At 31.9% G+C, this 16,682-nt stretch carries 13 protein-coding genes; 2 read left to right on the top strand and 11 right to left on the bottom strand.

Going from position 1 to position 16,682, the window contains the following annotated elements:
- Positions 1-53: 53 nt before the first annotated feature.
- Entirely contained in the window at positions 54-1,103 is a 1,050-nt protein-coding gene (locus tag GXM21_RS05165; protein WP_008538157.1) for a YeiH family protein, read from the top strand.
- 164 nt (positions 1,104-1,267) lie between these two features.
- Positions 1,268-2,902 carry a hydroxylamine reductase gene (gene hcp, locus GXM21_RS05160; RefSeq protein WP_008538158.1) on the top strand — a complete coding sequence of 545 codons (1,635 nt, stop codon included), beginning with the start codon at positions 1,268-1,270 and terminating at the stop codon, positions 2,900-2,902.
- 53 nt (positions 2,903-2,955) lie between these two features.
- On the opposite strand, the gene GXM21_RS05155 is transcribed toward hcp, so the two are convergent.
- From GXM21_RS05155 to mgrA, 11 genes are all read right to left on the bottom strand, one after another.
- A complete protein-coding gene (locus GXM21_RS05155; RefSeq protein ID WP_008538159.1) occupies positions 2,956-3,501 on the bottom strand; it encodes a flavodoxin family protein in 546 nt (181 codons plus the stop codon).
- A 144-nt stretch (positions 3,502-3,645) separates the two neighbouring features.
- Positions 3,646-4,152 (bottom strand): hypothetical protein, encoded by a 507-nt coding sequence (locus GXM21_RS05150; protein ID WP_008540277.1) that lies wholly within the window; start codon positions 4,150-4,152, stop codon positions 3,646-3,648.
- Between the two features lie 173 nt (positions 4,153-4,325).
- Positions 4,326-5,738, bottom strand: a complete 1,413-nt coding sequence (locus GXM21_RS05145; protein WP_008538160.1) for a glycoside-pentoside-hexuronide (GPH):cation symporter — start codon at positions 5,736-5,738, stop codon at positions 4,326-4,328.
- Positions 5,739-5,787: 49 nt separating this feature from the next.
- On the bottom strand, positions 5,788-6,387 hold the full coding sequence (locus GXM21_RS05140) for a cytidylate kinase-like family protein (protein WP_008538162.1): 600 nt from the start codon (positions 6,385-6,387) through the stop codon (positions 5,788-5,790).
- A gap of 299 nt (positions 6,388-6,686) precedes the next feature.
- Positions 6,687-8,111, bottom strand: a complete 1,425-nt coding sequence (locus GXM21_RS05135; RefSeq protein ID WP_008538164.1) for a glycoside-pentoside-hexuronide (GPH):cation symporter — start codon at positions 8,109-8,111, stop codon at positions 6,687-6,689.
- Positions 8,112-8,220: 109 nt separating this feature from the next.
- Positions 8,221-8,823 carry a cytidylate kinase-like family protein gene (locus GXM21_RS05130; protein WP_008538165.1) on the bottom strand — a complete coding sequence of 201 codons (603 nt, stop codon included), beginning with the start codon at positions 8,821-8,823 and terminating at the stop codon, positions 8,221-8,223.
- Positions 8,824-9,346: 523 nt separating this feature from the next.
- Entirely contained in the window at positions 9,347-10,093 is a 747-nt protein-coding gene (locus GXM21_RS05125; protein WP_008538166.1) for an ABC transporter permease, read from the bottom strand.
- The gene (locus GXM21_RS05120; RefSeq protein WP_008538167.1) at positions 10,083-10,823 is read right to left on the bottom strand and encodes an ABC transporter ATP-binding protein; all 741 of its coding nucleotides are present in this window, start codon (positions 10,821-10,823) and stop codon (positions 10,083-10,085) included. The genes GXM21_RS05125 and GXM21_RS05120 overlap by 11 nt, the downstream gene beginning before the upstream one ends.
- Positions 10,820-11,770, bottom strand: a complete 951-nt coding sequence (locus tag GXM21_RS05115) for an ABC transporter substrate-binding protein (RefSeq protein ID WP_008538168.1) — start codon at positions 11,768-11,770, stop codon at positions 10,820-10,822. Before GXM21_RS05115 ends, GXM21_RS05120 begins: the two co-directional genes overlap by 4 nt.
- 144 nt (positions 11,771-11,914) lie before the next feature.
- Entirely contained in the window at positions 11,915-15,439 is a 3,525-nt protein-coding gene (gene nifJ / locus GXM21_RS05110) for a pyruvate:ferredoxin (flavodoxin) oxidoreductase (RefSeq protein WP_039881326.1), read from the bottom strand.
- A 161-nt stretch (positions 15,440-15,600) separates the two neighbouring features.
- Complete coding sequence (gene mgrA, locus GXM21_RS05105; RefSeq protein WP_008538170.1) at positions 15,601-16,590, bottom strand: L-glyceraldehyde 3-phosphate reductase; 990 nt, start codon at positions 16,588-16,590, stop codon at positions 15,601-15,603.
- Positions 16,591-16,682 lie beyond the last annotated feature (92 nt).

Genomic DNA, 16,682 nt, shown 5'->3' with positions numbered 1-16,682 from the left:
ACCAATTAAAAATAAACATTTAATAGGTAATTAAATATAGGGGGTATTATTATATGTTATTAATTAAAGACCGCTTTCAAGGAGTATTTCTTTGTTTCGTCTTAGCCTTACCTGCTTATTTTTTAGGTAAAGAATTTGAAATCATTGGCGGTCCTGTTTTTGCCATTTTACTTGGTATGCTATTATCAAAATTTGTTCGCGAAAAAGATATCTTAAAAAGTGGTATTACATTTACTTCTAAAAAAGTTTTACAATATGCTGTTATTTTATTGGGATTTGGTCTAAACTTAAGCACTGTTATCGCTGTAGGTGCTACATCTTTGCCAATCATCATTTCTACAATTGCCACTTCATTAATTACAGCCTACATAATTTTTAAATTAATCAATATTCCTGCTAAATCTTCTATCTTAATCGGTGTAGGTTCTTCTATTTGTGGTGGTTCTGCAATCGCTGCAACAGCACCTGTCATTGATGCTAATCATAAAGAAATAGCTCAAGCCATATCTGTTATCTTCTTATTTAATATCATCGCTGCTTTAATTTTCCCTACTTTGGGTAATTTTTTAGGTTTATCTGATCATGGTTTTGCTATCTTTGCAGGTACTGCGGTCAATGATACTTCTTCTGTTACAGCAGCAGCTTCTTCTTGGGATAGCATGCATAATACTGGTACAGAAGTTTTAACTGGTGCTACTATCGTAAAACTCACTAGAACACTTGCTATTATTCCTATCACATTAGTTTTAGGCTTTTATCAAGCAAAAAAAGCTTCTGGTCAAAATAAAGCTAGTATAAAATCTGCATTTCCAATGTTTATTTTATATTTCATCATTGCTTCTATTATTACTACTTTCTTAAATTATTTTATGGACAGAAATATTTTTTCTGCTGAAATATCTTCTGCTATTTTATCTTTCTTTGCTTTAATGAAATTTTTCAGTAAATATTTCATCATCATGGCAATGGGCGCTATTGGTCTTCATACTGATATCGTTGATTTAATAAAAAATGGTGGTCGTCCTATCATCATGGGCTTTTGCTGTTGGATAGCTATTGCTTGCGTCAGCTTATTAGTTCAACATCTTTTAGGTTTGTGGTAAAAAATAAATTATAAAAATTAAGCTAGAATATGTCTTTTCAGATATGTTCTAGCTTTTTTATTTTTATCTTTAAATCTGTTGTTTTTACAACATACTTTTAAATCAAGACTAATTATAATAAGCATATCAATTAAATCACAAATAAAATTATTGGAGAGATAATTATGGAAAATAAAATGTTTTGCTTTCAATGTCAAGAAACAGCTCAATGCACAGGCTGTACTCGTGTAGGTGTTTGTGGAAAATCCGCCACTACTGCTACACTGCAAGATTTATTAATTTATGCAACTAAAGGTCTTTGCGAAATCACTACTAAACTTCGTCAAGAAAAACAAGATATCAGTCGTAAATTAAATCAATTTATCTGTGAAAATCTTTTTATCACTATCACTAACGCTAATTTTGATGATGAAATTATCATTAAACGCATCACAGACACTTTAAATTATAAACAAGAATTATTTGCAAAATTGCAAAATAAAGATAATTTATCCCCTGTAGCTCTTTGGACTACTGATGATGAAAATACTTACCTTGTAAAAGGTGCTACTATCGGTGTTTTAGCTACTGAAAATGAAGATATTCGCAGTCTTCGTGAATTAATCACTTATGGTTTAAAAGGTATGGCAGCATATAATAAACATGCAAATGCCCTTGGTAAATTTAATGATGAAATTGACTCATTTTTACAAGCTACTTTAGCTAAAACTGTTGATGATAATTTATCTGGAGAAGAATTAACAGCTCTTGCTTTAGAAACCGGTGCTTTCGGTGTAAAAGTCATGGCACTTTTAGATGAAGCTAATACTTCTCGCTATGGAAATCCAGAAATCACATCTGTAGATATCGGTGTTCGCAATAATCCAGCAATTTTGATTTCTGGTCATGATTTACGCGATTTAGAAATGCTTCTTGAACAAACTCAAGGAACTGGTGTTGATGTATATACACATAGCGAAATGCTTCCTGCACATTACTATCCATTCTTTAAAAAGTATAAAAACTTCGCAGGCAACTATGGTAATGCTTGGTGGAAACAAAAAGAAGAATTTTTATCCTTCAACGGCCCTATTTTATTGACTACTAACTGCCTCGTACCACCAAAAGCTGAATATAAAGATAGAATTTATACTACAGGTGTTGTTGGCTTTGCAGGCTGTAAACATATCCCTGGAGAAATCGGCGAAACTAAAGATTTCTCTGCTATTATTGAACATGCCAAAAAATGCCCACCACCAACACAAATTGAAACAGGCTCTATCGTAGGTGGTTTTGCTCATAATCAAGTCTTAGCTCTTGCTGATAAAGTAGTTGAAGCTGTAAAATCTGGTGCTATCAAAAAATTTGTAGTTATGGCAGGCTGTGATGGTCGTCAATTAGCTAGAAATTATTATACTGACTTTGCTAAAGCACTTCCTCAAGATACAGTTATCTTAACTGCTGGCTGTGCAAAATATAAATATAATAAATTAAATCTAGGCGATATCGGTGGTATTCCTCGCGTTTTAGATGCTGGTCAATGTAATGACAGTTATTCACTCGCTTTGATTGCTTTAAAACTTAAAGAAGTATTTGGCTTAGATGATATCAATGAATTACCAATTGCTTATAATATCGCATGGTATGAACAAAAAGCTGTTATCGTTCTTTTAGCACTTCTTTATCTTGGTGTAAAAAATATAAAACTTGGCCCTACATTTCCAGCTTTCTTATCTCCAAATGTAGCTAAAGTTCTTGTGGATAACTTCGGTATTTCTGGTATCAATAGTGTAGAAGAAGATATTAAATCTCTTATCTAAAACTTAAAACACAACAAAAAAGACGGTATTAAAACCGTCTTTTTTTATTTTCTTTATTTTTTCATATTTAAATATTTTTCTCTCAAAGCTATTTTTCGTTGCATAGACTTAACAAATTCTTTTGCTCGAGAAAAATCTTCTTCATTAGGATGAATTGAAGCTTTTTGCCAACGTTCAAGATTACGAGGTGTCGCTGCATGAGGATCATTTTTATCAGCATTTTTACGCCTTTCTAGCATTGCTGGATTTATTTTTCCTTGGCTGGCAAAAGTTCCCAATACTTTGCAATTTTCTCCTAAATAACTAGCAGCTCTAGCAAAAGCAGTTATAGAATGTTCACTATTTAATTCTGCACCTTGTGTTTGAAATAAAATTACTGTTTTATTATTTAATTTTTTCAATAATTCCTGTACCATTTTATCTGGTTCGCCACGAGTAAGCCAATATCCTACAGCAATATTATCATAATCCTCAAGATTAAATTCATCTCGTATAGCAAAAATATTTGCCATATCTTCACCAAAACCATCATAAATAACCTCTGCTATTTGTTTTGTATTTCCAGTTACACTAGAATAAACTATCAACCATTTTTTCATTATACACACTCTTTTCTTATAAATTAATTATTATTATAAATAAAAAAGATATAAATTCTGTTGTTTTTACAACTAATTAAACAAAAATAAAAAGGGATTAAGCATAAAGCCAATCCCTTAAATATAATTCCATTATTAATATTATTAAAATTCAATTTGTAATTTAAATTCAGTTTCCTGTTTTTCTTCTTTTGCCCAAGTATTTAACATATTAATCATAGCAATAAAAGAAGAAGCTGAAATATCTTCAATGATATTCTGATTTTCTTTAGAACGTCCACCTACATATTCTAAGCTAATGCTACTAGATAATCTTTCATCTGCTTCTTTAAGTAAAGTATTAATCACTGCATTTAAAGTTGCTTCATTAATTACTTCATAATCGCTCAAATCATTATTGCAAAAAATAGTTGTTAAATTAAAGAAACCTTTTTCTCTGTCGCTGATAGGTATAGCAAAATATCTATTTTCATATTTTTTATTATAAGGCACATCGTAACTATGTTCATAATCCCTTACTTCATACTTACCTACTAAATAAGCAGTAGGCTTACTTTGCTCGTCTTTCACAACTCTTACCAATTCTTTAAAAGCTACTCTAAAAGTATTTTCTTTAAACCCTTGTTTATTAATATAGAGATAAACTTTCATTTAGTGCCAGGCCTCTTTTCTCTTCAAATTTCTAATAATAATAATACCATTATATTTATAAAACGTCTATTTAAATGAAAATTCAATAAAATTTTAATTTTTAATAATTATATTTAAACATAAAAAAAGGATATTCTTTAAAAAGAATATCCTTTTTATAACTTTCATATCAATTATTTATTATCTTTACCCCAAGTACGTTCAAGTTCTCTAACAATTTCAGCATGTTTTTCTTCTGTTAATTTAACTTTAGCTTTGTAAATGAATGTTGCAATGATGAGTAAGATAAATGGAATTGCAAACATGATAATTTGGAAGTTGAGTAAATTATCAGGAGTTATGCTTTCTGCTGTAACTTTATTACCAGACATACCAACCCAAACAGCTGTGAAGCCTACGATAGCAGATGTGATAGCACCGCCTAATTTATCGATTAAAGGACGTACACAAAGTACGAGTGCTTCATCACGATGACCAAGTTTTAATTGACCATATTCAACAGTATCTGTAATTGTCATTAATACAACAAGGAAGATAAGTGGCTGTGGTAATGCAAATAAACCAGCACCAAGTAATGTTAAATATACATTTTGACCTGCAAAGTAGTAAATAACTACTGCAATTAACATAATAGCGATAGAATAGAAGAATAAATTACGTCTGCTGAATTTTTTAGTTAATGATGGGAATAAAGCAACTGCCATTAAACCAATGATAACGTTGATTACACCTAAGAAGGAAAACTGAGAAGAATCACCTAATACATAAATGAAATAGTAAAGGTTGAAGTTATTGATAAGGTTTTGACCTAAACCAAAGATAAGATAAGCAAATGCAATCCATAAGAGCTGGTCATTTTTCATTAATACAGAGAAAACTTGTCCAAAAGATGTATCTGTTTTGTTTTCACGAAGCGCAGAGTCATGTTCTTTTGTACCAATACCAAGAATGATAGCACCTACAGTAGCAATTAAACCACCAATTGCAGCAAATGCGAACCAACCTGTAGCATCACCTGCACCACCATTGCTATTTTCAGAGAAAGCTAAAACAATTGGAATAACAATGATAGTTACGAGCTGACCACCGAATACAGAACCAATACGTGCATAAGTAGCTGTAATTTCACGTTCACGAGAATCAAAAGAAAGTGCTGGTATCATGGACCAAATAGCAACGTCTTTTGCTGAATAGAAAATATCCATAATTATATATAAGATAGCGAAAACAATTAAGTACATTATAGGGCTTGTTTCAGCTAAACCGCCAATATCTGTGAATAAGATAGCTAAAGTAACTGCGGCAATAACTGCACCAGAAAGAACCCAAGGTTTAAATTTACCCCATCTAGTTTTTGTTTTATCGATAGTATTACCAATAAATGGGTCAATGAAAAGTTCCGCAACACGAATAACAAGAATAACTGTTGTTACAAGACCGATCATATATTCATTATAACTTGTATCATCTGTATTAAATAAATTACTTGTTACGAAAATCATAAAATAAGTACCAATCATTGCATAGAAAAAGTCATGCCCAAAGGTACCGCACGCATATGCCACACGTGATAAAAATCTTGACATATAAAGGCCTCCCATTATGTTATTAAAAATTTAATGACTACACTAAAAATTATTTAACTGTGTTAATATATTCGATGATAGCATCAGCTATTTTATCTAAAGGAGCATTGCTAGTATTTACAATTAAATCATAGTTAGAAGCTTCGCCCCATTTTTTACCTGTGTAATAATTGTAATATCTAGCTCTTTTTTCGTTTTCTGCGTCCAATTCTTTTAAAGTTTTACCTTCGTAAACTTCTTTACCTCTTTTTTCTCTATATTCATCATTTGCACAAACAAAGATAGAGAAATGATTTGACATATCTTCTAATACATAATCAGCGCAACGACCTAAGATAACACATGGTCCATCATTAGCAAGTTTTCTTACTACACTAGCTTCAGATAAGAACATGCCTCTACTAGATTCACCCATGCGAGTACCAAAAGAATGGAATGGCATGAATGTCAATGTCAATGGATGAACAGTATTTTCTAAATCCAATAAATCTTGTTCAGATAAATCATTAATACCTAATTTAGCTGCTGCGATATGCACAATTTGTCTATCGTACAATTTTACATTTAATTTTTTAGCTAAAATCTCAGCTAATTCACGACCACCGCAACCATACTGTCTACTTATTGTAATTACTGTATTTGAGTTCATATTAAATCCCTCTCTTTAATATTAAAATATAATAAATAAGAAAATGCTCAACTTATCAAATATATAATAATAAATAAAAGTATATGATTTTTTTGAAAATTTTTATTTTGAAAACGTTTACAATTAACCTAAAATGTACATTTCTATCTAAAAGCTTTGTTATTATTATATTTTATATCGTTACCAATAGCAATGTTTTATGTTGCTAAAATTTGTTTAAATGTTGTATATTATGTAAAATTATAAAAAAAGAACTGTACTAAAATTTAGTACAGTTCTTTTATCTTCATATTTATATATTATTTACTGATATCTTTCCAAGTACGTTCAAGTTCTTTAACGATTTCAGCATGTTTTTCTTCAGTAAGAGTAACTTTTGTTTTGTAAAGTAATGTTGCGATGAGCATGAATACGATTGGCACAGCAAACATGATTAATTCGAACATCATTTTATTGCTATCAGTAATGCTATCAGCTGTAGCTTTACCAGACATACCAACCCAAACAGCTGTGAAACCAACGATAGCACTTGTTACAGCACCGGATAATTTGTTAACTAATGGTCTGATGGAAAGAATAAGGGATTCATCACGGTGACCAATTTTTAACTGACCATATTCAACAGTATCTGTGATTGTCATTAATACTACTAAGAATACAAGTGGCTGTGGTAAGTTGAATAAACCAGCTGCAATTAATACTAATACAGAGTTTGTACCAGCGAAAGCATAGATGATCAATGCAATGATCATGATTACGACAGAATAGAAGAATAAGTTTCTTCTTTTGAATTTAGTTGTTAATACAGGGAATAAAGCAACTGCTAATAAACCAATGATAACGTTGATAATACCTAAGAAGGATAAATAAGTGGAATCACCTAAAATGTAAGCGAAATAGTACATCTGGAAGGAGTTTACTAAGTCCTGACCGAAGCAGAAGATAAGGAATGTAATAGCGATCCACATTAACTGGTCATTTTTACCTAAGATAGAGAATACTTCTTTGAAAGTTGTTTCTTTTTTGTTTTCACGAAGAGCGGAAGCTTGTTCTTTTGTACCAAGACCAAGGATAACAGCACCTAATAAGGATACACCGCCACCGATTAAAGCGAAAGCTAACCAACCATTAGCATCACCAACACCGCCGTTAGCGTCTTTGGAGAAGAATAATACGATAGGAATAACCATTACTGTTACGAGCTGAGCACCAAATACGGAACCAATACGAGCAAATGTTGCTGTAATTTCACGTTCTTTAGAGTCGAAGGACATTGCTGGAACCATGGACCAAATAGCAACGTCTTTTGCTGAATAGAAGATATCCATTACTAAGTATAAAATAGCAAAGATAATTAAGTAGAGTAATGGATTAGATGTTGTTAAACCACCTAAGTCAGTGAACAAAATTGCTAAGCTTAAAGCTGCTACGAAACCACCAACGATAACCCATGGTTTAAATCTACCCCATCTAGTGTTTGTTTTATCGATAGTGTTACCAATGAATGGGTCAATGAAAAGTTCTGCTACACGAATTACAAGGATTACTGTCATGATGATACCGATCATGTATTCATTATGACTTTGATCTTCTGTGTTGAAAAGATTACTTGTGATGAACATGATAAAGTATGTGCTAACCATCATATAGAAGATATCATGTCCGAAAGTACCGCAAGCATATGATATGCGTTGCATAAGTTTATTACCATTATTACCTGACATTTATAAGTCCTCCTAAATAAAATTATAAATATTTAATAAAAAAATTATTAACAAAACTTATGTAGATAACAGCATCTATGCTGTTATCCTTCTATATTCTTTAGTTCTTTTATTCTTGAACTTTATTAATATATTCAATGATAGCATCTGCTATTTTGTCTAAAGATGCATTGCTAGTATTTACAATTAAATCATAGTTAGAAGCTTCGCCCCATTTTTTACCTGTGTAATAATTGTAGTATCTAGCTCTTTTTTCATTTTCTTCGTTTAATTCTTTTAAAGTTTTACCTTCGTAAACTTCTTTACCTCTTTTTTCTCTATATTCATCGTCTGCACAAACGAAAATGGAGAAATGATTTGGCATATCTTCTAATACATAATCAGCACAACGACCTAAGATAACACATGCTCCATCGTTAGCAAGTTTTCTTACTACACTAGCTTCAGATAAGAACATTCCTCTACTAGATTCACCCATATGGTTACCAAAAGAATGGAATGGCATAAATGTTAAAGTTAAAGGTTGAACAGTATTTTCAAGTTCTAATAAATCCTGCTCAGATAAATCGTTGATGCCAAGTTTAGCAGCAGCAATATGAACGATTTGTCTGTCATATAAATTGACATTTAACTTTTTAGCTAAAATTTCAGCTAATTCACGACCACCACAACCGTATTGTCTACTAATTGTTATTACAGTGTTTTCTTTCATTAAAATCACCTACTTATTTATTTTATTATCAATATGAAATTGATAACGAGTTAATATTTCAAAATACCATATTTTTTATTTATAAATGCAATATTATATCAATAAATAAAACCATATGATTTTTTAGAAAATTCAATTTCATAAAATTGAAAATGGAAAACGTTTACACATTTTGTCAAAATACGAACTTATTTTATACATATCTTAAAGCTCTCGAACAAATGTTTGTTTGTATTTTTACAAATTTTCATTTAACTCAGCTTCATTATATTATTCTCATCACTTAAAGTCAATATATATTTCTCAAAAAATTTTTATGTAACAAGCTGAAATTTAATAAAAATCTCAACATAAATACAAAAAACAAACGTTTACATCAACAAATTTACAATCTTGTTATGGTTTAATTATACCCATCTCCCTATATAAAGTCAATATACAATTTTCAAAAAATTATATAAAAAATTAAAATTAATTACAAAAAAAGATATGGTTCTAATATCGCTACTAGAACCATATCTTCTTATACTTTTTTCTTCCATTTACAAAAATAATTTTCTACCAAGTCTAAAAAACCAAACAAAAATAGACCTATTAAACTTAAAACTACAATACCTGCGTACATATCTAGATAATTTACACGAAGCCACGAATCCATTATAAAATATCCCATACCATATTTAGTGCCAAATGTCTCTGTAAAAAACAATACTGATATAGCTGTCCCCATTGCTACACGTAAAGATGTAATAAAATTTGGTAATACAGCTGGCCATAGTATATTTAAGAAAATTTGTCTAAAAGATGCACCTAAACTATATAAAGGAAAAAACATTTCTTTTGGTATAGTTTTTATACTATCGCGAATAGCAACTAACACTTGAAAAATCACAATCAAAAATATCATAATAACTTTTGGTAATTCTCCAATTCCAGCTAAAAGCATCAAGATAGGCAATAATGCAATCTTAGGAATAGGATATGTCAGATAAACAATAGGAGCTAAAATCTTATCACATTTTTTATAATATCCCATCATCACTGCTATTGGTACACCAGTTATTATAGCTAAAAATACTCCTGCTATAATTCGCCAAAGACTATATAGTGCATGAATAGCTATTGTTTGTGTAAAAATATTGCCCAATCTTTCCATTACCAAAACAGGCGAAGGAATAATTGGTAAATGTACGATTATAGATATAACATACCATAAAATAAGCAATAATATCATTGCAGGTAAATAAAAATGCCATGATTTATCTTTCATTTTTACTACCTGCTTTCTTTAAATAATTTCTTATTTCTTTACTTAGTGAACTAAAGATTTCTCTATCACGAAAATTCTTATCACTAAATAAAGGATTATCGATTATTTTATAGATACCTCCAGGTGCACTAGTCATCACTATTATTTTTTGCCCTAAATATAAAGCTTCTTCTACATAATGCGTAACTAATATAGTAGAAACTTTCTGCTTCTGCCATAAATCAATGAATACATCTTGCATTTCTTCCCTTGTAATAGCATCTAAAGCAGAAAAAGGTTCATCCATTAATAATAAATCAGCTTTTAAAGCAAAAGCCCTAGCTAAACTTACGCGTTGTTGTTGACCACCACTTAAATTATTAGGATAACGATTTAGTAAATTACTTAATCCTAAATTATCTACTAAATTTCGAGGCAAACCTTGTTTAGCTTCTTTTTTTATTTTTAAACCTAATAAAATATTTTCTTTTACAGTAAGCCATGGCAATAATCCATAATTTTGAGGAATAAAACCTATAGTTTGTTTTTTAGGGGAAGGATTTGCGCCATTTATTTGCACTAAACCCTGATAATTTTTTTGTAGTCCTGCCAAAACATTCAATAAGGTAGATTTCCCACAACCAGAAGGGCCAATCACTGCACAAGTTATCCCTGTTGGCAAATTTAAATTAATATCTTCTAATATATTTGTATCATCATATCTTACATAAAGTCTATCTACGGTAATCATTTCGTTAAAATATCACTTACTATATCTTCATAATTATATTTTTCAGTTACTAATTCTTTTTTATTGAGCCAATTTATAGATTTATCCCAATCAGATTTTTCTGGTAATGCAGCTTTCATATATTTTGGCATAACTAAAGCATCTTTAGTTGCTGGTGGTAATCCTGCTGTTTCAATAACTAAATCCATATATTCTTCTTGAGGTGTAGAATTTAAATATTCTATAGCTTTATCATAAGCTCTATACATAGCTTTTATAACTTCTTTTTTATTTTCTACACTATCATTTGTAAATACCATTACGCCTGGATTTATTTTCATAGCTTCAGAAGAATTTACTAAATAACTGCCATTTTTTACAGCGATACTGCCCATAGGTTCAGGAAGTACTGCACCATCTAATTTACCATTTTGTAACATTTCTAATCTTGTAGGTATCTGTGGAATTACTGTCTTATTGATATCTGCTTCAGTCATATTGTTTTGTGCAAGCATTTCATCTAAAACAAATTCAATAATAGTATTTTTAGATACGGATATATTCTGACCTTTCATTTCTGCTAAAGATTTAGCAGTATTGCCAGTACCTGCAATTAAACAGTAATTGCCATTAGTAGAAGAAGTTATTTTTACATCAAATCCTCCAGCTTTAGCAAATCCTGCTGCTAGCATATCAGATACGCCACCATCTAAATTGCCACTTTGAAGGGCACTATCTCTATCCATAGCACTTTTAAAATACTGTAGCTCTACGTCTACACCTTCTTCTTTAAAATAACCTTTTTCTTGAGCAATAATAAATGGTATGGAATCAATGTCTGGCATTAATCCAATTTTTAAAGTTTCTGTTTTTGTATTATCTGCTACTTCTTTTTCATCTGTAGTTGAACCACAAGCTGTGCATAGCATAGATAAAATACAAATTGCTACTAATAATAATTTTTTCAAAGCATTCATTCCTTTCTTATATAATATATGCCTATGCTTAACTATTTAATTAATCCTTTTATATCATATAAAAAAAACTTAATTCATGCAATAAAAAACTGACGCTAATGAATAGCGTCAGTTTTATTTTATCAGCACGAAAAATTATTTACCTGCTAATTTTTTATATCCTTCAAGACGTTCTTTTGCATCTTTTTCTGTTTTTGCAAATAATTCATCTGCAATTTCAGGGAATGCACGTTTTAAGGATGTATAACGAACTTCACCTTGAATAAATTCTTGGAAGTTTCCTGTTGGTTCTTTAGAGTCTAAGCTGAATGGATTTTTATCTGTGCCACGTAATTCAGGATTATAACGATAAGTAGCCCAGTAACCAGCTTCAACAGCACGTTTAGTTTCAAGTTGGCTCTTGCCCATACCTGCACGTAAACCATGGTTGATACATGGAGCATATGCAATGATAAGAGATGGTCCTTTAAAAGCTTCTGCTTCAGCAATAGCTTTTAAAGTTTGGTTTTTATCGTAACCCATAGCAATCTGTGCTACATATACATAACCATAGCTCATTGCCATCATGCCGATATCTTTTTTCTTAGTACGTTTACCAGTAGCAGCAAATTGAGCAATAGCAGCAGCTGGAGTAGCTTTAGAGGACTGTCCACCAGTATTTGAGTAAACTTCTGTATCAAGAATTAATACGTTAACATCTTCACCAGAAGCAAGTACATGGTCAAGACCGCCATAACCGATATCATAACCCCAACCGTCGCCACCAATGATCCATTGGGAACGTTTTACAAAGAAATCTTTTTTATCATAGATTTCATTTAAGAGTGCATTATCGCCTTTTTCTGCTTCAAGAAGTTCAGTCAATTTTTCAGCGCGTTCACGGCTACCTTCACCTTCATTGATGTTAGTTTGCCAATCAGCAAATGTAGCTTTGAGTTCATCACTGCCAAGACCTTCTTCTAAAGCTTGAGTGATTTTTGAAGATAATGTTTCACGAACAGCTTTTGTTCCAAGGAACATACCTAAACCATATTCTGCGTTATCTTCAAATAAGGAGTTAGCCCAAGCAGGACCTTGTCCTTTATGGTTTTTAGTGTATGGCATAGATGGTGCAGAACCGCCCCAAATAGAAGAACAGCCTGTAGCATTAGCTACCATCATACGATCACCAAAGAGCTGAGTGATGAGTTTTACATATGGAGTTTCACCACAACCAGCACAAGCACCGGAGAATTCTAAGAGTGGTTGTTCAAACTGACTACCTTTGAGAGTAGTTTTCTTCATAGGATTTTTCTTAGGTGCAACTTTTGTAGCATCAACAGCATAATCAAATTCAGCTTGTTTTGCAAGTTGAGTTGCAATAGGTTTCATAGCAAGAGCAGAACCTTTTGGAGCTGGACAAATATCAGCACAGTTACCGCAACCTGCACAATCTTTTGCAGAAATAGTGATTGCAAAATTTAAGCCTTTAGCACCAAGAGCTGGTTTGGATTTCATTGTTTCTGGAGCATTAGCTACTTCTTCATCTGTCATAAGTACTGGACGAATTGCAGCATGTGGACATACGAAGGAGCATTGGTTACACTGGATACATTTATCAATATCCCATTCTGGAACATTAATAGCGATACCGCGTTTTTCATAAGCAGCAGTACCTACTGGGAATGTACCATCTTCAATACCTTTGAAAGCACTTACAGGAAGTTTATCGCCTTCTTGACGGTTCATTGGATTTTGGATATTTTTAATGAAATCAGGAATATTAGCATTTGCATCATCAGCATCTTTAGCATCTTTCCAAGAAGCTGGAACTTCTACTTTATGAAGAGCTTCGATACCTTTGTCGATAGCGCCATTATTCATATCAACGATATGTTGACCTTTTTTACCATAAGAAGTAACAACTGCATCTTTAAGATATTTAACAGCTTCATCAATAGGAATGATATTTGCAAGTTTAAAGAATGCAGACTGCATAACCATGTTAAAGCGACCGCCAAGACCGAGTTCTTGAGCAATTTTAACAGCGTTTACAGTGTAGAAGTTAATATTGTTTTCTGCAATATAACGTTTCATATATGCAGGGAGTTTTTCTGTTAATTCTTCATCAGTCCAAAGTGTATTTAATAAGAATGTACCATTTGGTTTTAAACCAGCAAGTAAATCATATTTATCTACATAAGACTGTTGAGAACAAGAAATGAAGTTTGCTTTATTGATGAGATATGGAGACATAATTGGTTTTTTACCAAAACGCAAGTGAGACATTGTTACCCCACCAGATTTTTTGGAGTCATATGCAAAATATGCCTGTGCATACATATCTGTTTTATCGCCGATGATTTTAACAGCACTTTTATTTGCACCTACAGTACCATCAGAACCTAAGCCCCAGAATTTGCAAGCAGTTGTTCCTTCTGGTGTAAGGTCGATATCTTCATGATATTCTGGTAAAGAAGTGAAAGAAACATCATCATTGATACCAATAGTAAAGCCATTTTTAGGAGCATCTTTTTTGAGTTCATTATAAACTGCAAAAATTTGATCTGGAGTAACATCTTTACCACCAAGACCATAACGACCACCAACGATTGTTGGACGTAAATCGCTATTATAAAGAGCGGACTGAATTTCAAGATATAAAGGTTCACCGATAGAACCAGCTTCTTTTGTACGGTCCATAACAGCAATTTTCTTAACAGTTTTTGGAAGTGCATTTAAGAAATGTTTTACAGAGAATGGTCTGTAAAGGTGAATGGATACAACACCGACTTTTTCGCCTTTTGCATTCAAGTAATCAACAACTTCCATAGCTGTATCACATAAAGAGCCCATAGCAATGATTACGCGATCAGCGTTTGGATCACCATAGTAGTTGAATAATTGATAGTTACGGCCTGTTAATTTATTGATTTCAGCCATAGCATCTTCAACCATCTGAGGAACAGCTTCATAATAAGGATTTGCAGATTCTTGACCTTGGAAATAAATATCAGGGTTTTGGCTAGTACCACGAATTACTGGATGATCTGGATTTAAAGCATTATGACGGAATTTATTTACAGCTTCCCAATCAAGCATTTTGCCTAAATCTTCATAATCTAAAACTTCGATTTTTTGAATTTCATGAGAAGTTCTGAAACCATCAAAGAAGTTTACGAATGGTACACGGCTTTTGATAGCTACAAGGTGAGCAATAGCACTCAAGTCCATAACTTCTTGAACACTAGCTTCAGCAAGCATAGCGCAACCAGTTTGACGAACTGCCATAACATCACGTTGGTCACCAAAAATATTAAGAGAAGATGTTGCAAGAGCACGAGCACTTACATGGAATACACCTGGGAGCAATTCACCAGCAATCTTATACATATTAGGAATCATTAATAAAAGACCCTGAGAAGCAGTATAAGTAGTAGTTAATGCACCAGCCTGGAGAGAACCATGTACTGTACCAGCAGCACCTGCTTCAGATTGCATTTCTACAACACGTACTTTTTGACCGAAAAGGTTTTTCTTACCTTTTGCTGCCATTTCATCTACAACTTCTGCCATTGGAGATGATGGAGTAATTGGATAAATAGCTGCTACATCTGTAAATGCATAAGATATATACGCCGCAGCAGTATTACCATCCATAGTTTTCATATGTTTGCTCATATTTTCAAATAAGCTCCCTTCTATATATATATACCCTTTTATAGGCATTTTAAACTATAACACATATTTATGATACAACTTTTTATAATATTTTTCAACTATGAATATACCTTTTATATCTATAATTTATCAGTGGTAAATCCATACTCATATAGAAAATTTTATAAACTATTATCATCTATAAGTTTCAATTCTTCACTAGAAAACGCTATATTGTTCATTGCTTCCAAATTCATTAAAATCTGTTCTGGCTTTGATGCACCTATCAAAACACTTGTAACTATGTTATCTTTTAAAATCCAAGCCAATGCCATCTGAGCTAAACTTTGGCCACGCTGTTTTGCTATTTCATTTAAATTAGCAATCTGTATTAATTTTTTTTCTGTCAAAATTTCAGCTTTCAAAAATCTTCCATCAGTTTTTATGCGACTATCTTCAGGAATACCTTTTAAATATCTATCTGTCAATAATCCTTGCGCTAATGGGCTAAAAGCTATAATACCTTTATTTAATTTATGTGCCATTTCCTTCAAGCCATTATTCTCAATAGTTCTATCGAAAATGGAATAACGATTTTGATTGATGATAAATGGACAATGCATTTGAGTTAAAATCTCACTAGCTTTTGCTAAAGTTTCCCCATCATAATTTGATAAACCTACATATAAAGCTTTTCCACTTTGTACTATTTGATTTAATGCTCCCATAGTTTCTTCAAGTGGAGTGTCTTTATCCATGCGATGATGATAAAAAATATCTACATACTCAAGACCCATGCGTTTTAAACTTTGGTCTAAACTAGCAATTAAATATTTTCTACTGCCCCAGTTGCCATAAGGGCCTTCCCACATATCATAGCCAGCTTTTGTACTGATTAATAATTCATCACGATATTTTTTCAAATCTTGCCTTAAAATTCTACCAAAATTTATTTCTGCACTGCCATAAGGAGGGCCATAATTATTTGCCAAATCAAAATGAGTTATGCCATTATCAAAAGCAGTGAAACAAAGTTTTTGCATAGTTTTAAAATCATTATTATCACCAAAATTATGCCAAAGTCCCAAAGATACTCTTGGCAATTTCAAACCGCTTTTACCACATCTAGCATATTCTAACTTATTATATCTGTCTTTATCTGCTATATACATGAAAAACGCCCCTTTACTTTTAGTCAATATCTTTTTTATAATTATCATAATACTAATTCAAGTACGCTTTAAGTCAAGATATTACTATGATA

The organism is Megamonas funiformis (assembly GCF_010669225.1).
Classification (GTDB): Bacteria; Bacillota; Negativicutes; order Selenomonadales; family Selenomonadaceae; genus Megamonas; species Megamonas funiformis.
Note: the sequence above shows the minus strand (reverse complement) of the source record. Positions and strands in the feature narration are given on the sequence as shown.